Here is an 18,377-nt window from a genome sequence, read left to right on the forward strand (position 1 = left end):
CGGCACATCAATCCATGCTGAAGACGAACTCCTGCTCAAGGAGAAGGTCTCCCGGGCATTCGTAGCTTTCCGTCAGCGCGGCCTGGATCGCGTTCTTCATGGCACGTTCCGCCTTGCGGTCGTTCGCGCCACGGATAGTGGTGAACTGGACTTCCGTCACGCGGCCGGCCTTCACCGTGAAGGTGGCCTTGTAGGAAGCCTGGCCCGACCAGTTCAGGGCTGGCATCTCAGGCTTGCCCATCTTGGTGCAGTTGCCGATGGCCTTCATCGGGCCGGCCCGCGGCGGTGCCGGGGGCGCAGGCGGCGTCGTCGGCAGCACCGGCTTGAAGTCGGTGACCGGCGGCGGCGTGGTCGACACCTGCGGCGCGGGCGTGTTCACCGGCGGAGGCGCGGTGACGATCACTTCCGGCGGCGGCACGAACGGTGGCGGCGGGGCCTTGATGTCCGGGGGCGGCGGCACCACCTTCTCCGGAGGGGGAGGAGGTTTGACCTTTTCCTCGACGACCTTCACATCGATGGGGCCCTTGATGGCTTCCTTCACCTTGGTCGCAAGACCGCTGGCCAGGGCGCCGATGATCAGGACGTGCACCAGTACGACGAGGCCAAAGCCCGTCAGGCGCGACGAACCGCCTTTATCCTGCGCAAAGTTCATGCGCGCTCCTTCATCAAACTGCGAATAACTTTCATCGAGACTAAAGGGGAGTTCGACTCAACACAGCACCAGGCTGATCAGGCGTTCGCGCTGCAACCCATCGAGTTAGCAGCGCCTGTCTTGCCGGCTGTGCGGACAGCAGGGAACGGTGGTGCAACGGCTATCAGTGCCGAAGATCGCCGACCCGCCGAATGCAGGATGGACATCACACGAAGAACCGAAACCCTGGGCACGATACGAACCCGACTCAACAAAAATGCCCGTCGGCTTGTGGCCACGGGCGTCTCAAGGACCGATCCAGTTCCGCAGCCAAACCGCAGACCTGATCACCTTGCGCGACGCTGATCATAAACGACATGGACTTGCGCCCTTCCCTGGGGTTTGCCCCAGGAATTTCACGCTTCGCCCATGCCCCTTCAGAGCGGATTGGATAGATCTCAACGATCCATGCCGCTCCGTTTCCGACTCACCTGGTATCTTACTGGTATGGTGGCCGCCAAGCGACGGCACCAGATCAGTGCTTTCCCGGTGAACCGGCTGCCCATCCAGGCAGTACCGAACGTTGGAGCAATTTTCGCACCTAGAAAACGGTTGCGCGGGTTAACCGTGCGCCTGCCGCTCATCTCAGTGAAAAAGCGAATTTAGCGACAAATCGCGGGCGCATCCACTAGCGTCAACCCTGCGAGGGCTGGCGCACATCTCACGCTGGAGCGCCCTGCCCCGCCTCGCCCTTCCGCTGCGCCGCAATCAGCCACCCTGTGATGGCCTGACGCTCGCCCATGGCAAACGGCGGGACATAGGACACGAAGTGCGGCTGCGGCACGGTAAACAAGGAGAGGGAGTTGAAGTGGGGATAGAAGGTCTCCAGCACGGAACCATCTTCCCCGGTGAAATGCAGCAGGCCACCCCAGTCGGGGCTCCAGCGGCGGGTGAGATTGATGACGTAGGCAATGCGGCGGTCCTCCCGCTCCACGTGGTCGTCGTGGCTGGTGAGGAAATTCCCGCGTGAATACAGGGTGGCCTGGGCATAGACCCCATTGATGGCCTCGTCACCGCTGAGCTGCCGCATGCGGGACAGGAATTCCTCGTCCGCCATCCAGCGCATGAAGCGCGCCAGCAGGTCGTTGCGCCCCTGCTGCAGGGCTTCCACCAGCGAGTCTGAAAAGAACGAGAACTGGAAGCCCTCCCGCGCTACGGAATGGATGCCTTCGGTTAATTGCCAACGCTGTTCGGGCGTGAGGCTGCGCAACTGCTCACCGGTCAGGCGGCGGTCGCCGTTGGCATCCCGGTAGGCCAGTTGCCAATCAATCTTCTGCAGGGAACGGTCCAGCGCATCCGCCACCTCGGTGGCAAAGAAATCGCGGATCAACACCCGTCCGGTGGTGCGCAGCGTGTGCCCCAGCGCGGCGAAGTCCAGAGTGGGATTCAGATAGTTCATGAGACTTGGACACCCCTGCCCGCGATGGGTCGGGCATGACGTCGAGCATACGCATAAAACAAGGGCAGGCCCCGGAGGGCCTGCCCTGACTTCAGACCGGACTGATCCGATGGATCGGATCAGTCAGGATCAGAAGGCGTACTTGCCACGCACGTAGAAGGTACGGCCCTTCACATCGGCGTAGGTCGGGTCGAAACCGACCTGGAAGTAGTCTTCCTGAACGGTGACCGGCGGCTTCTTGTCCAGCAGGTTGCGGAAGCCCGCGGTGAAGGTCATGTTCTTGATGCCCTTGAACTGACCTTGCAGGTCCAGCAGACCATACGACTTGACCTTGCGCTCTTCGCCGTAGTCCGTGTAGCTGTCTTGCAGGTAGTAGCGGGCGCCGATGCCCCAGTTGCCACGATCCCAGTCCAGCGTGAAGGTCTGCTTGAACTTGATCACCGGGCCGCCAACGTCGTACTTGCCAAGCTTGTCCACCTTGTCGCCAGTGACGACGTTGGTTTCGGTGCTCTTGGTCAGGATCGTGCCCTCCCAACCCGGGGTGAACACACCGAAATCGGTGCGCACACGGGTGCGAGCGCTCAGGTCGAAGCCGGAGACACGGGCCTGGCCCACGTTCTCTTGCGAGGCATTGACGTAGTTCAGGTAGCCGGTGACCGGATCCACCACCAGGCGGTCGGAGTAGGCCGAGCTGCTGGTCGTCGGGCCGGTCTGGTTCTTGTACCAGTCCTTCAGGATGTCGTCACCCGACAGCGAGCGGATGCCGTTGGTGATCTTGATGTCGAAGTAGTCCACGCCAATGGTGGTGTCCTTGATCATCTCGAACACCAGACCCAGGGTGAAGGTCTTGGACTTTTCCGGCTTCAGGTCCGGATTGCTGTTGTTCACTGCCGTCAGCTGCACATTGCAGTGGTCGGCATTGAAGCGGTCAGACCGCTCGCAACCAGGCTTGGAGACGCCATCCTTGGGGTCAACCCCGGTGTTGATGGAGTTGTAGTACGGATCGTCCCAGTTGCCACCGGTGTTCGTGCCTGCAGCAGGCGCGTACATGTTGTCCAGCGCCGGGGCACGGAAGCCCTTGCCGGCGGACGCGCGGAACAGCAGACCCGGCATGGGCGTGAAGCGCAGCGAGAGCTTGGGGCTGGTGGAGGACAGGTTCGGCGAGCTGAAGACGCCGTCACGCGACTCACCCTTGGTGCCGCTGTAGCGGTCATAACGCACCGCAGCGTTGATTTCCAGCGACTTGAGAACGGGGAAGTTCATTTCAGCGAACACACCGCTCACGTCACGCTGGCCAGTCACCATGCCGGCGTTGCCGGAGCCACCCACGATGTCGCCGGAACCGGCGATGTCGGAATAGCCGTCGGTGTACTTTTCCTTGCGGAATTCACCACCGAACGCCAGGCCGGCATTGCCGTAGCCGACATTGAACAGCTCACGCGACAGCGTGATGTCCACGCCGGTATTGCTGGTCTTGGAAGCGCGGTTGTTGCCGGACAGCTCAGCCGCCTTCAGGGCCGCCAGGCCCGCGGCATCGTTCGGGCCGAACGGGTTGACCAGGCCGGTGGCCAGGGCTTCGCGCAGGCGGACGTCGGAATAGATGCCGCTGACGAAGTCGTCGCGCGCCTTGCCTTCGGCATAGGTGAACGCCGTCTTGTAGTCGAAGCCGGCCAGCGTGCCTTCGGCGCCGACGACCGTGCGCAGCACTTCGTTGGTGACCTTGTCACGGCGTTGGCCGCCGTCCACGATACGCCAATTGATCAGCAGGTCGCCGCGATAGCCGGGCTGCACCGCATCCACGGCGGCAGTGGGGTACCACTTGCCACCGCCGGGGTAGTAGTAGGCGTCCTTGCCGGTGGTGGTCGAAGGCGTCTGCGACGAACCGAGGATGATCTCGTTGCGGCTGTAGGCCACTTCGGCAAACAGCGTGTTGTTGTCGTCAGCTGCCAGCGTGCCCTTCACCAACGCGCCGTAACGCTCCTGTTGCGGGATCAGGTCAATGTAGTGCGTGTAGTCATAACGGCAGACCGGGCTGTTCTCCTTGGAGAAGCTGTCCGGACTCGCGCAGACCGGGTAGTTCGAGGCGCCCGGCACATAGGTGTTGCTGGTGGTGCCCGGAATGAAGGCGTTGGCCGGGAAGGTGTTGGCCGAATCCTTGATGATGCCCAGGTCCGGCCGATTGCCCGTCGATGCAAAACCGCGGTCCGCAGCGCGGATCGGGTCGTACTTCTGGTAGTTGAACGTGCCCAGGACATTGAACTTCTGCTTGGACAGGTCGCCAAAGCCGAAGCCGCCCGCCAGGGAGGCCACATCACCCACCTTGTGCGGCACTTCCAGGCCGGCGCTGATTTCGCCGCCCTGCCAGTCCTTGCGCGTGATGAAGTTGATCACGCCGCCGATGGCGTCCGAACCATAGGTGGCCGAGGCGCCGTCGCGCAGCACTTCGATACGCTCGATGGCCGACAGGGGCACCGAGTTCAAGTCCACGCCCTGGCCGCTGAACGGGTAGATCGGCAGGCGACGACCATTCAGCAGCACCAGGGTGCGGGCGCGACCCAGGCCGCGCAGCGAAGCACCGGTCTGGCCGGTGGCCGACGAGTCACCGATGGACTGGCCCAGCGAGATGCCACCACCGTTGTTGTAGCTCAGCCGATCGACCAGCTCCTGCACGTTGGAGACGCCGCTCTTGTCGATCGTGTCGCGATTGATGACGCTCACCGGCAGGGCGGTCTCGGCATCAATACGCTTGATCGACGAGCCCGTGATCTCAACCTTATCCAGCTGTTGCTGTGCGAAGGCGGGCAAAGCCACGCCAAGTGCCAGCAGCGCGGCGACGTTGACGCTCTTGCGTTTGAACATTGGGAAACTCCTTTTCCAGAAACACTTGTGACGTGTTGTGAACACGCGGCAGACCTCGATAAAGGTCAGACCTGTGCCTGAGCATCCGTCTCAGATTTAGGTCGTTGCAGTGTCATTTCTGGTTGGTGAAGCCTTCTCAGGTGAACCCCTAAACAGAGCGCGGAAGTGGCCCAAGTCATGGTTTTTCGCGGGTAAGTACGGAGTGTGCGAACTATGGTTTCTGTTGCGTTCACGCGACGACGCATTCCGCACGAACGGGCGATTGGGAAATCCGAACTGTGCGGTTTCTTTCGATTCACGCGTTTTCCGAATAATCACGAGCGAATATCGCCCGACCATTCACCAAACTGATGCATAAACGCGCCCCGCAATTGGGCGAATTGCACAACCGTCGTGCAGGAAGGCCGCCACCCCGGGCCCCTGCGGCCGCTCTTGAGGTCGATCTGGCTGACATATTTCGGCCAGAAAAGTCATCCAAACCGAGGGTCAGCCGGGCAGCAAAGTGTGGGGTGTGCGCCGATTCGAATATGTCGTTCTGATTACCTGCAGACATATTGCCCAGCCTCCTTCTCAACCCGAGAAGGGAATCAAGACGCAGGAATGCCGACCCGTGTGGCGCGATGCCACGAGGCAACCAACACCGCCCTCCCGGGCGGCGTTGGAATGTGGAATCAGGCCGCCGTGACCCGGCGCTCTACGCGGGGGACGGCGGCGAGCAAGGTGCGGGTATAGGCCTGCTGTGGCTGGCCCAACACCTCGTTACAGCGGCCGGCCTCCACGATGCGGCCCGCCTGCATCACCGCCACGTGGTCGGCGATGTACTCCACCACGCCGATGTTGTGGGTGATGAAGAGGTAGGACAGGCCTCGCTCACGCTGCAGCTCACGCAGCAGGTTGAGGATCTGCGCCTGCACCGACACGTCCAGCGCGGAGGTCGGTTCATCACACACGATCAGACGCGGCTCCACCGCCAGAGCGCGTGCGATGGCAATGCGCTGGCGCTGCCCGCCCGAGAACTCATGCGGGAAGCGGTTCAGCGCATCCCGGCGCAGACCCACCTGGTCCACCAGGTCATGAAGCAAGGCCAGACGCGCGCCGGCATCCAGTTCCGGACGCAGCGCCTGCAGGCCTTCTTCGAGCAGCTCCTGCACACGCAGCCGTGGGTTCAGGGACGCAAAGGGGTCCTGGAAGATGATCTGCACCTGCCGGCGCGCATCCCGAAGGGCCGGACCATCGAGCTGGAACAGGTCGTTCACCTGGCCGTCGATGCCATGGAGCAGGGCCTTCCCCTCAATCAGGGCCTGCCGCCGCAGCAACTGGACGATGGCCTTGCCGGAGGTCGTCTTGCCACAGCCGGACTCACCCACCAGTGCAAGTGTGCGCCCTGCTTCGATGGAATAAGACACACCGTCCACCGCGTTGAAATAGCGCTGGGCCCCACCCAGAAAGCCGCGGGACAAGGCATATCGCACCCGCAGGTCCTTGACCTCCAGCAGCAACTGCCCTGCCCGCTGCTCACGGCCAGAGGCGGGTGCCGGTACGGCCGACGGCCGGCCCAGCGACTCACGCACATCGGTATAGAGCAGGCATCGGACCTCGTGACCCGCAGGCCGGTCCGGCGCTGCAGCCAATGCGGGCGGCGTGGCGCCGCAATGGACCATGGCGCGATCGCACCGGGGGGCGAAGCGGCAGCCTTCGAAGTCCTGCCACAGCGGCGGCACCGTGCCCGGGATGGCTGCCAGCGGTTCACCCCGGCGTCCGGCATCCGGCAGCGCCTTGAGCAGCAGCCGTGCATACGGATGCTTGGGGGCGGCAAAGAAATCCGCCGCCGGCGCCACTTCCACGATCTGGCCCGCATACATCAGCGCCACCTGGTGCGCCATGCCGGATACCACGCCCAGGTCGTGCGTGATGAGCAGCAGGCCCAGGCCGCGCTCGCGCTGCAGGTCCTTCAGCAGCTCCAGGATCTGCGCCTGGATGGTGACATCCAGCGCCGTGGTGGGTTCGTCGGCGATCAGGTAGTCCGGCTCGGCGGCCAGCGTCATGGCGATCATGACGCGTTGCTTTTGCCCGCCCGACATGCGGAACGGGTAGTCGTCGATGCGGCGTTCGGGCTCCGGGATGCCGACGCGGCGCAGCCAGTCCACCGCCTTCTCGCGAGCGGCGGCGCCGCGCAGCGCGGTGTGGGCCTCGATCGCCTCGACGATCTGGTCCCCCACCTTCATGACCGGATTCAGGCTGGTGCCCGGCTCCTGGAAGATCATGCCGATGCGCCCGCCCCGCACGTCGCGCATGCGCGCTTCGCTGAGGTCGAACAGATCCTGGCCGTCCAGGTCCAGGCGGCCACCGGCAATGCGGCCGTTCTCCGGCAGCAGGCGCATCAGCGCCAGCGCCGTCATGCTTTTGCCGCAGCCGGATTCGCCCACCAGCGCAAAGGTCTGGCCGCGGGTCAGGGTCAGGCGCATGCCATCAATGGCGCGGACCAGCCCCGCCTCGGCATCCAGATGCACCTTGATGTCTTCAATCTTCAGCATGGTGGCCTCAGGCTTCCTGCTTATGCTGGGCCGCTTGTGCAGCGGCGCGTTGCGCGTCCTTGCGGGCCTTCAAGGCCATGACCTGCGGCCGCAGCTTGCGCGAGCGCGGATCAAAGGCGTCCCGCACGCCGTCGGCAAACAGATTGGCGGCCAGCACCAGGCTCACCATGAAGCCGAAGGCGGCCATGAAGCTCCACCACACCACCGGGTCACGGCTCATCTCGGAGCGTGCCAGGTTGATCATGCCGCCGAAGCTGTTCATGGTCGGGTCCACCCCCACGCCCACGTAAGTCAGCACAGCCTCATAAAGGATGAGGTCGGAGAAATTCAGCACCAGGCTGATCAGCACCAGGTGCATCACGTTGGGCACGATGTGCCGGACCATGATCTTCGTGTCCGAGACCCCAAAGGCGGTGGCAGCCTGCACGAAGTCGGATTCCCGCAGCTTCAGCGTCTCCCCCCGCACCAGCCGGCACAGCGTGGCCCAGCCGGTCACGCCCAGGATCACGCACAGCAGGAAGATCTTCAGGTCGGCCCGCTCGGCCCCGGTCTCGAAGACCTCCGGATGCTTGTCCAGGAACACCTGCACCATCAGCACGCAGGCGGCAATCAGCAGCACGTTGGGCACCGAGGTGAGCACGGTGTAGAAGTACTGGATGACCTCGTCCACCCAACCCTTGAAGTAGCCCGCCAGGATGCCCAGCACCAGCGCAAACGGCAGCGTGGCCAGCGTAGACAGCGCCCCGATCACAAAGGCGGTGCGCACGCTCTTGAGGGACTGGTAGAGCACGTCGTTGCCCGTCTGGTCGGTGCCGAACACGTGGTAATGCCCCATCAGCGCCACCACGGGCCCGCCCAGCAGCACCACCACGCCCAGGGTGCAGAGCGCAGCCCGCCACGGGTAGTGGGTGCGGTCGGCCAGCAGGTCGAGAAGGCCCTGGCGCCAGCCTCCATGGGTGCGCGCCAGGATGGCGGCCATGCCGGCGGCCAGCAGCACACAAACCAGCAGCCCCGCCACCAGGCCCATCAGCGCGCGGTGGGTCACATCGCCCGCCCATTCCTGGGCCGGGTCCTTGAGGTGGGCTCCGCCAAAGGCCAGGCGCGGGAACTCCCGCACGACCTGCCCGTCATGGACGACGCTGTCCATGTTGAAGCCCGCATAAGCCAGCGGCGCGGAGTAGCTGGTCTCCCGCATCTCCAGCTGGCGCGCCAGCATCAGATCCAACACCGAGTTGGTGCGGGTTTCGTAGAACTGCTCGCCGGACGGGCTGTCCGACAGCGCGAACCGGAAGTGCAGGCTGTCCAGCGCGGTCACGCCGATGAACAGTAGCAGCACCACGCCAGCGCTCAGCGCCGCCGGATCGCGCAGCACCCGCTGCCAGTTGGCGCGCAGATGCGGCCGTCGCACCAGGCGCATGACATAGGCCAACAGCACCGCCATCAGCGCCCAGAGGGCGACATCGGTCCACAGGACGACGACCTTGAATCCCATAACGTCCTCCGGACCTTCAGCTCAGCCGCACACGCGGATCGACCCACGTGTAGACCACGTCGATCAGCGCGTTGCTGGCGATATAAAGAAGCGCGCCCAGGAACACCATGGTGCGCACGATGGCGAAGTCCTGGCCGGTGATCGCATCGATCACGAAGGCGCCCAGGCCGGGGATGCCGAAGAAACTCTCGAACACCAGGCTGCCCAGGAACACATACGGCAGGTAGGCGCCGGCACTGGTGATGATGGGGATCAGCGCATTGCGCAGCACATGGCGGCGCAGCACCACCGGCTCGGACAGGCCCTTGGCACGCGCCGTGCGCACATAGTCCTTGCCCACCTCTTCAAGCAGCATGGCGCGATACAGGCGCGCCTCCCCGCCCAGGCGGGACAGCAGCGACAGCGCGATCGGCAGCGCCAGGAAGCGGATCGCATCCAGGCCCGGTGCATAGCCGTTGATCGGCACCAGCCGCAGGATGCGCGAGAAGAAGAACTGGCCGACGATGATGTAGAACAGGCTGGAGATCGACAGCATCAGCACACACAGCACCACGCCCCAGAAGTCGATGCGCGAGTTGCGGAAGAAGGTCAGCAGCAGCGCAAAGGCCACGCTCACCACCAGCTGCAGCGCAAACAGCGGTACGGCCAGCTGCAGGCTCACGCCCATGCGGGTCTTGACCTCATGGCCGATATCCACCGCCTGACGGGCATCGGAGCGACCGAAGTCCATCAGCATCAGGGAGACGGAGCGTTCCCAGAACACGGTATGGGTGACACGCTCGCTGCCCGCCTTGCTGGCATCCCAGTACAGGGGTTTGTCGTAGCCACGCTCGGCCTTCCACTTGTCGATCTGCTCCTGGGTGACCCGCTTGCCACCGATGTTCAGACGGGCCATGTCGTCCGGCGTGTTCACGGTGAAGAACAACATGAAGGTCAGCAGGTTGACCCCGATGAGGATGGCCAGGCCGTAGCCCAGCCGCCTGGCAATGATCTTGAACATCAGTCGGCCCCTCCGGGGGCGGCCGTCGTGCCGCGCGCAGTGGCGGTTTCACGGGCCATGAAGCTGCGTCGGGTGGCCCAGATGATGGCCAGTGCGCCCAGCACCAGCACCAGCAGCGGCCACCACACGGGGTTGTTCCAGCGGGCTTGCTGGCGGGCGCGTTCGGCGGCGTCCAGGCGGTAGTAGCGCACCGGATCACGAATCACGATGCTGGGCTTGCCGTTGTAGATCCAATGCTGGAAGGCCTGGCCGGTATAGGGCCAATAGCCCCAGGCCCAGGGTGAATCCTGCTGGAGGATATGGAGCATGCGGTCGATCACCTCACGCTTTTCCGGACCATCCTCCAGCGTCTGCATTTTCGTGAACAGCCGGTCGTATTCGTCGTTCTGGTAGTTGGCCGAGTTCTCACCGTCGTGCAGCGACTTGCTGTTGGGCCCGTAGAGCAGGAAGAGGAAGTTCTCCGCGTCCGGATAGTCGGCAAACCAGCCCCACCAGAAGATCTGGTGCTTGCCCTGGTGGACCTTCTCCTGGAACTGGTTGTAATCCGTGGCGCGCACGTCCAGTTGGATGCCCAGCTTGGCGAACTGCTTGACCATCCAGTCGTTCTCCGCCTTCACCTCCGGGGTGACGGTGCGCATGAAGTCGTAGTTCAGCACCAGTGGCTTGCCGGTGGCGGCTTCACGCCCTTCCGGATAACCCGCCTCGGCCAGCAGTTGGCGGGCCTCGTCCAGCGAGCGGCGGACCACCTTGCCGTCCACCAGCTTGTGGGTCACCGGGTTGAAATAGCCCGCCTCGGCCTCGCGTGAGCCGAACACGCCGGGCGGCACCGGCCCGAAACCGGCCACACCCCCACGGTTCTTGAAGATCTGGCCGTAACCCTCTTCCCAGTCGATGGCAATGGACAGCGCCTGACGCAGCTTGCGGTTGCGCTGCTGCTGCTCGGGCGTGCTGCCCTTGCCCACCACCGGGTCCAGCCAGTTGAAGCCGAGGTACCAGCTGTTGGGGTCGGTATCGCGCGGGAACTTGAAGCCACGCGCCTTGAAGAAGGCCGCCACTTCGTCCGAGTCGCTCTGGTCGGCCAGGAATTCCACGCCCCAGTCACCACGTTCCAGATCAGGAACGTCCAGATAGCCCTGCTTGAACAGTTCCTTGCGGGGCACACGCTCCTTGATCAGGGTGGCGACCACCTTGTCGATGAAGGGCACCCGCTTGCCGCAGTCCGCCAGCAGGCCGGCCTCGCGGTCATGGTCGTTGCCGTCGCAGGGGTAGGTGTCCGGGCGGTAGTTGGGGTTGCGGGACATGACATGGCGGCGGTCCTGCTCGTACTCCGTCATCATGTACGGGCCCGTGCCCACCGGCCACTGGTTCCAGGAAATGCCGTGTTCGGTCATGCCCGGCTGCGCATAGAAGGCGTCCACTTCCCAGGGGATGGGGGAGAGGAAGGTGGTCGCCATCCAGTAGGACCACTGCGGATACTTGCCCTTGATGCGCACACGCAGCAGGTGCTTGTTGACGGCTTGCGCGCCTTCCAGCGGCCACTTGCGGAAATCGAGGAAGGGCTTGTCCTTGGTGCTTTCCGGCAGGCCTTGCAGCAGCTTGGCGTTTTCCTGGCGGATCAGCTCGCCGTAGGCCTTCAGCCCGAGCACGCGCTCGGAGAACAGGCCGAAGATGGGCGCCTCGATGCGGGGGGTGGCATGGCGCTTGAGCGCGTAGACGAAATCGTCCGCCACCAGCTCGCGGGTGCCTTGGTGCTCGAACTCCCAGGGGGAGCGCTTGCTGCCCAGTTGCGCGGCGGTGAGGTGGTGATAGAGGTAGTTGCCTTGCGCGTCCTTCGCAAAGGCCGGGCTGGGCGCATACATCACGCCTTCGCGGATGGGCACCTCGTAGACGCTTTCGGCGATCTTGTCGGCAGGGGCGTCGTCCGGCAGGCGCTGGCCCTTGTCGTCCAGGTAATAAGGCTTCACCACCTCGGCGGCCGCGCGCGGAATCAGCTGATACGGCCGCTTCAGGTAGTGGTAGCCGTACAGCGGCTCGGTGATCTGGTAAACGTAGACGCTCTCGGGCGAGGTGTACGACGCTGTGGGGTCCAGGTAGCGCGGAGAACGCTCATCGAAAGAGATGAACAGCGTGTTTTCCTTGCCGGCACCGGCCCAATAGGGGCTGTTGTTGCAGGCAGCCAGCAGGCCCAGCAACAGCGCTGCCGCACACAGGGCACCCATCCGCCTGGCCAGGCCTTTCAGCCAGCCGCCCTCCTCCATCCACTGCCCCGACGACATTCGTCACCCCTCCAAAACAAATGCCGCATCCTCTAGATGCGGCATTGCCAGATTGTTGCTTCACGAATCATACGTGAGGGCTTCACCGCCCGAGGGCCGGGAAACCTCGCCCGTCAGCTTCCCGACGGCTTTGTCGCCAATCGCACGTCGTGACGCACGCTATGACGCATGGCCTGCGACACCACCTGCCGCACACCGGCAGCCCCCCTGCCCCAAGAGGCGCCATCCCTCAGCGCACAAGCCTCTGTCGCGCCATCAATGATGGTGACCGTGATGGTCGTGGTCATGATCGTCATGGCCGCTCCCGTGGTCATCGTTGTGGTCATCGCTGTGGTCATCGCTGTGGTCATGCCCGTGGTGGTGGTGGTGATCGTGCCCGTGGCCAACATGGCCCCAGGCCACGAAGACATCACGGCCTTCAACCAGCAATTCGGTCTTGGCGCCGACCGGCAGGCAGACCTTGGTGGGCACGTGGCCGAACGGCAGGCCGGTGAGCACCGGCACCTTGCAGCGTGCGCGCAGCGCTTGCACACAGCTCTTGAAGTTGTAGCCACGGTCCAGCGGAGACTTCTTCCAGCCGCTGAAGCTGCCCAGGATCACGGCCTTTTGTGCATCGAGCACGCCCGCCTGCTGCAACTGCAGCAGCATGCGCTCGATGCGGTAGGGATGCTCGTTCACATCCTCCAGGAACAGGATGCCGCCCTTGATGCGCGGGAAGTGTGGCGTGCCCAGCAGAGAGCACAGCACCGCCAGGTTGCCGCCCCACAAGGTGCCACGGGCCTCCAGGCCGTCAAAGCCCAGCTCGGTGCGAAAACCCACGGCCTCCAGTGAACCGTCCATCGCTTCGAGGAAGCAGTCGCGGGTGATCTCGTCCACGCCGCCCTCCTCTTCCGTGCGGCCGAAGTCGTCACAGGCCAGGGGGCCCGCCCAGCTGATCTGCTTGGTGTGCGCCAGCAGGCCCAGCTGCAAGGCGGTGATGTCGCTCAGGCCGACCCACCGGGTGCCCTTTTCCACGCTGCGCCCCAGCAGTTTCCAGTCCAACTGGTCCAGCAGGCGCGTAAGGCCGTAGCCGCCGCGCGTGGCCAAAGCCACGGATGGTGCGGCCTTCGCCACGCGATGCAGGGCGGCCAGGCGTGTCTCGTCCTCACCGGCAAAGCGCTGATGCTTGGCGGTGGCGGCTTCATCGATACTGACCTCGAAGCCCAGCGCGCCCAGCCGCTTGGCGGCGCGGCGCAGGGGTTGGGCCGTGGCCAGAACGCCGGACGGGGTGTAGAGGATCAGGTCGTTCATGGCTTGGGATCTTTTGAAGACAAATCGGGGTCCAGGGGCAGGTACTCGGCCTCGCCCACGGGGATGTCCGAACCGGGCACGAGGTCGGCCAGGGGCGTGGGATCCGCCGGGGGGCGGAACATCACCAGGGGATCGGGACGCTCGCTGGCGCGCTGCGCCTCGCGGCGCTGGCGCGCGGCCTCGCGACGCTCGGCAAAGAACTGGCGCAGCAACTGCGCCGAGGGCTCGGCCAGCACACCGCCATGCAAGGCGGTGTGGTGATTGAGCTGCTTCTGGGCAAACAGGTCCAGCACGGAGCCGGCCACCCCGGTCTTGGGGTCGTGCGCCGCAAAGACCACACGCTTGATGCGCGCGTGCATCATGGCCATGGCACACATGGCGCAGGGCTCCAGCGTCACGAAGAGCTCACACTCCGGCAGGCGGTAGTTGCCCAGCAACTGGGCGGCGTGGCGCAAGGCCACGATCTCCGCGTGGGCGGTCGGGTCGTGGGTCGTGATCGGACGGTTGTAGCCGGTCGCGATGACCTGGCCGGCGCGCATGATGACCGCGCCCACCGGCACCTCGCCCACGAGCCAGGCGTTCTGCGCCTGGTCCAGGGCCAGCCGCATCGCGTATTCGTCGGCGGGGTCGGCGGGGGCGACAGGGTTGGCCGCTGTACCGGTGGGTATAGCGGTGGGCGTACTGGCGGGCGTACTGGCGGGCGTACTGGCGGGCGTACCCAGCGGGGGAATCGAAAGAAAGTCCGTCATAGTGTGCTGTTCGCGCGGCAGTGTAGCCCGCGGCGGCTATGCTGCCGGCCCATGTCCTCGGATCCGACGCTGCCAATGGGGCAGGTTGACCTGTTCGGCCAGCCGATGGCCACGCCCGCATCGCCCGCGCGCGCTTCGGGCGCCCCCCGCGCCGCCACTGCGCCGATGGCCGGCGGCACCGCGCCGCGCCCACAGCGGCCGAAGGCGACACGGCCAGACGCCAGCGGACAGGGCTCGCTGATCACGCAGGACGATGGGCTGGCGGGCATGGTGTCGATTGCTGATGCTCATGCTGATGCTGACGCCACTGCCGACGCCCGTTCTGATCGGGATGCTGGCGACGTCACTGGCAAGCGCACCGACCCGCAGTCCCCCCAACGCAGGCGCCGCGGCGGCGTGCAGGCCGCACCGGCCTTGGACACAGATGTGGCCCTGGCATCGGCCCTCTCCCCCCGGATCCGCATCGGCACCTCGTCCTGGAGCTATCCAGGCTGGCAGGGGCAAGTCTGGGCGGGTGAGCATAGTGAATCCACCTTGTCCCGCCAGGGGCTGGCCGCATATGCGCAGCATCCATTGCTGCGCGCAGTGGGCATCGACCGGGGCTTTTATCAATCGCTCACAGCCAGCCAGTTTGAGCGATATGCCAACCTGGTGCCGGACGATTTCCGTTTCACGGTAAAGGCGCCGAGTGCCGTGACCGATGCACTGGTGCGAGCGGAAGATGGCCGTGGCCGGGAGGGCAACGTCGCGTTTCTTGATCCGGCGCTGGCGTTGGGCAGCTTCGTGGAACCGGCATTCGAGGGCCTGGGCGGCAAGATCGGCGCGTTGGTGTTCCAGATCAGCCCGCTGCCACTGGACATGCTGGCCCGCATGCCGGAGCAACTGGACCGGTTGTGGGCCATGCTCAAGGCCCTGCCCGCCCCGGCTGGCCGCCCCACCGGCGCGCTGATGGCCGTGGAAGTGCGAGATGCCGAATGGCTCACGCCCGATTTTGTGGCGCTGTTGCGTGACACCGGCACGTGCTACTGCCTGGGGCTGCATCCCAAGCTGCCCCCCATCCAGGCGCAACTGCCGCTGTTGCGAGCGCTCTGGCCTGGGCCGCTGGTGGCGCGATGGAACATGCATCGGCAGCATGGCCCCTATGGCTATGAAGATGCGGAGAAGCGTTATGGCCGTTACGACCAGATGCTGGACCCGGACCCGGAGACTCGCGCCACCCTGGCCAAGGTCATGCACGCAACCGCCGAAGCGGGGCATGAGGTGCTGGTGACCATCTCCAATCACGCGGAAGGTTCAGCACCATACAGTGCACGGGCGCTGGCGCAGGCGGTCATTGAACGCGGCCTGCCGCGAGCGGAACCCTGACCCTCACCCCAGACCTTGCGAGCACCGCAGGGCGGCACGGCCTGTCCCTTGCGCGCGCGACCGGGCTCCCTTGCCAAGGTCACATTGATATACGAATGTCTTGACGTCGTGATCGACGTCAAGACCCGCCACCTATCGATGGCTGAAGGAACCGCCGCCTAACTCCCGCGAGCCGAGGTGGCCCTGATTCGGGATGTGGCGCAAGGTGCAAAGGAGTTCAACATGCACGTCAGGATTGCCAGGCAGCTCGCTTCGATTCTTTCCATCTCACAGGCTGTCGCACTGTCATTGCTGCTCATGGCCTGTGGCGGTGGAAAGCCATCAGACAGCACGGTCACCGCAACGACGTCCTCCACCGCTGTGGACGCCGGCACCGCCGGCACCGCCGCCACCACGCCCAGCGCAGGAGTGGCCACCACGCTGTACGGCACAACGCCACAGGCCACCAACGCGTCCATCGCAGCGGCGGCCGAATCCATCGGACGTCCGCCGCGCGTCATTGAGAGACTGGGGCGCGGCGTGGTCGCGGTCAGAAGCAATACCAAAAATGCCAGCATCTCCTGGCGCCTGCTCGCCCTGGACCCCACAGACGTCGCATTCAACGTCTACCGCTCGGCCAACGGCGCAACGCCGGTGAAGCTCAACAGCGCGCCCCTGACCACCGCCACGTTCTATTCGGACGCGCCCGACTTCACCGTCGACAACGCCTATAGCGTCCGTGCCGTCATCAATGGAACGGAAGTGGAAACCAGTTCCTCATTCACGCTTACCGCCAATCATGCGGCCGAGCCGGTCGTCAGGATTCCGCTCAGCCCGGTGCCTGGGACAGGCTATTACACGAAGTACGTCTGGGTGGGGGATCTGGATGGTGATGGTGAATACGACTTCGTGATTGATCGCATCGCCCCCTATGCGGAAGACGAATATGCCACCGGACTGGGAAACCAGTATCTCGAGGCCTACAAGCGGGACGGAACACCCCTGTGGCGCATCGACATGGGGCACCTCAGCACCTATCTCTACAACATCCACCCCAGCGCGGCAACGCTGAGCATGGGCATGTACGACGGCGTTACCGTCTATGACCTGAATGGCGACGGCAAGGCGGAAGTGATTCTGAAGATCGCCGATGGCGTCACCTTCCCGAACGGGGACGTCTTCACGGAAGCCAATCCGGAGATGCAATACATCGCCGTCATTGACGGCCTCTCTGGCAATCTGCTGGCCAAAGCCCCCTTCCCGACCCAGTACCTGGCCGCTGGCGGGTCGCTCGGCACCCAGCTGGGCATCGGTTATGCGAATGGCCTGACGCCCAGCATCTATTTCTGGGGAAGGAACCGCAATGCCGACAAATCGTTCAATGACGTTCTCGCGGCATGGTCCTGGTCGGGCGGGTCAACGCTGACCGTTGACTGGGTTCGCCCGATGACGGTGAGCCATGTCGCCTCGCATCAGATGCGAATCATCGACGTCGATGGGGATGGCCGCGACGAAGTGGCGACCGGCAACTTCATGCTCAACAGCGATGGCTCCGTCCGCTACACCATGCCCACTGTCGGCCACGGTGACCGCTTCTATATCGGAAAGTTCTCCGCCACCAGCACCGGCATGGACGGCTACGGCATCCAGCAAGACAACCCCAGCGGCCTTCTGGAATACGCCTATGATGCGACCACGGGCTCGATCCTGTGGTCACACAGCACCACCCCGGGCACCCTGGTCGATGTGGGACGCGGTTTGGTGGGCGACATCGACGCGCGGTTCCCCGGCTACGAGGCCTGGTCATTTTCAGGGATCTACAACGCGCCCACCGGCGCGCGCACGGAACCGTCCGATCTCGCACTGTGGCCCGCACAGATCCTCTGGTGGGACGGCGATGTCATGAACGAAGGCTTGAACGAAACCAAGATCGAGAAATGGAATCCGCTCTCGCCCACGGCGACCGGTTCGGCGCCCAGAGTGACCACCCTCAGCAAATGGGGCGCGACACTCAATGGCACCAACCCCATGTTCATGGGCGACATCCTCGGCGACTGGCGCACCGAGGTGGTCACCTTCAACAGCAGCTTCACCGAGCTGCAGATCTACACCACCAACATTTCGACCGACAAGCGCTTCTACGCCATGGCGCAGAACCCCGCGTATCGCAATCACATGACGATCAAGGGTTACCTGCAGTCCCCATTGCCGGACTATTACTTTGGCGACGGCATGGGCGCTGTGTCCGCCCCCAATGTCCGCTACCCCGGCAGTGGCCGCATGGCGGCAGAAACTGCCGTGCTGGCCGGCGGTGCGGCGGTGGCCCATGACAGGAGCGGCTACACGGGCACCGGCTTCGTGACCTTCCCGGTCACAGGCGGCAGCGCGACGTTTCAATACCTCGACGGAGGCGCCGGAGGAACCAGGACGATCGCCATTCGCTATGCCAACGGGGCGGCGGGGGCCCGCGCCGGACTGCTCAAGGTCAATGGCGTGGACCAGGCCATCAGCTTCCCGAGTACCGGCGGATGGACCCATTGGCAGACCCTTTCCGTCGCAGTGCCTCTCAACGCGGGGCTGACCAACACGCTGGCCATCGCTTCCAACGGCCAGGATCTGGCCAATATCGACGAAATTACCGTGCCATGAAGCAGAGGTTCCCTAGCCTTCAGAGCTGACGTGTGAAACGGTGAGGAAACGCCTCTGAACGACAGTCGCGTCCATCGCAGGGCCATACCGGCGT

At 64.4% G+C, this 18,377-nt stretch carries 11 protein-coding genes; 2 read left to right on the forward strand and 9 right to left on the reverse strand.

What is annotated here, in order from left to right; genetic code table 11:
- Positions 1 to 7: 7 nt before the first annotated feature.
- The 9 genes from BMY53_RS01655 to tadA form a co-directional block, all read right to left on the reverse strand.
- Complete coding sequence (locus BMY53_RS01655; RefSeq protein ID WP_092942964.1) at positions 8 to 652, reverse strand: hypothetical protein; 645 nt, start codon at positions 650 to 652, stop codon at positions 8 to 10.
- A gap of 700 nt (positions 653 to 1,352) precedes the next feature.
- The gene (locus tag BMY53_RS01660) at positions 1,353 to 2,090 is read right to left on the reverse strand and encodes a 2OG-Fe(II) oxygenase (protein ID WP_092942966.1); all 738 of its coding nucleotides are present in this window, start codon (positions 2,088 to 2,090) and stop codon (positions 1,353 to 1,355) included.
- A 129-nt stretch (positions 2,091 to 2,219) separates the two neighbouring features.
- Positions 2,220 to 4,949: a TonB-dependent receptor gene (locus BMY53_RS01665; protein ID WP_092942968.1), complete on the reverse strand. Its 2,730-nt coding sequence runs from the start codon at positions 4,947 to 4,949 to the stop codon at positions 2,220 to 2,222.
- 671 nt (positions 4,950 to 5,620) lie between these two features.
- Positions 5,621 to 7,483: an ABC transporter ATP-binding protein gene (locus tag BMY53_RS01670; RefSeq protein WP_092942970.1), complete on the reverse strand. Its 1,863-nt coding sequence runs from the start codon at positions 7,481 to 7,483 to the stop codon at positions 5,621 to 5,623.
- Between the two features lie 7 nt (positions 7,484 to 7,490).
- Positions 7,491 to 8,975 carry an ABC transporter permease gene (locus BMY53_RS01675; protein WP_092942972.1) on the reverse strand — a complete coding sequence of 495 codons (1,485 nt, stop codon included), beginning with the start codon at positions 8,973 to 8,975 and terminating at the stop codon, positions 7,491 to 7,493.
- 16 nt (positions 8,976 to 8,991) lie between these two features.
- Positions 8,992 to 9,975 carry an ABC transporter permease gene (locus BMY53_RS01680; protein WP_092942974.1) on the reverse strand — a complete coding sequence of 328 codons (984 nt, stop codon included), beginning with the start codon at positions 9,973 to 9,975 and terminating at the stop codon, positions 8,992 to 8,994.
- Positions 9,975 to 12,251 (reverse strand): ABC transporter substrate-binding protein, encoded by a 2,277-nt coding sequence (locus tag BMY53_RS01685; protein WP_255369982.1) that lies wholly within the window; start codon positions 12,249 to 12,251, stop codon positions 9,975 to 9,977. Before BMY53_RS01685 ends, BMY53_RS01680 begins: the two co-directional genes overlap by 1 nt.
- 255 nt (positions 12,252 to 12,506) lie before the next feature.
- Positions 12,507 to 13,541 (reverse strand): LD-carboxypeptidase, encoded by a 1,035-nt coding sequence (locus tag BMY53_RS01690; RefSeq protein ID WP_092942976.1) that lies wholly within the window; start codon positions 13,539 to 13,541, stop codon positions 12,507 to 12,509.
- Positions 13,538 to 14,290, reverse strand: a complete 753-nt coding sequence (gene tadA / locus BMY53_RS01695) for a tRNA adenosine(34) deaminase TadA (RefSeq protein WP_092942978.1) — start codon at positions 14,288 to 14,290, stop codon at positions 13,538 to 13,540. Before tadA ends, BMY53_RS01690 begins: the two co-directional genes overlap by 4 nt.
- A 51-nt stretch (positions 14,291 to 14,341) precedes the next feature.
- On the opposite strand from tadA, the gene BMY53_RS01700 reads away from it, so the two are divergent.
- Positions 14,342 to 15,655: a DUF72 domain-containing protein gene (locus BMY53_RS01700; RefSeq protein ID WP_255369983.1), complete on the forward strand. Its 1,314-nt coding sequence runs from the start codon at positions 14,342 to 14,344 to the stop codon at positions 15,653 to 15,655.
- A gap of 222 nt (positions 15,656 to 15,877) precedes the next feature.
- The gene (locus tag BMY53_RS01705) at positions 15,878 to 18,283 is read left to right on the forward strand and encodes a rhamnogalacturonan lyase family protein (RefSeq protein ID WP_143073875.1); all 2,406 of its coding nucleotides are present in this window, start codon (positions 15,878 to 15,880) and stop codon (positions 18,281 to 18,283) included.
- Positions 18,284 to 18,377: the final 94 nt, after the last annotated feature.

Origin of the sequence: Roseateles sp. YR242, from assembly GCF_900109745.1 — a bacterium.
In the GTDB taxonomy this organism is placed as follows: domain Bacteria; phylum Pseudomonadota; class Gammaproteobacteria; order Burkholderiales; family Burkholderiaceae_C; genus Roseateles.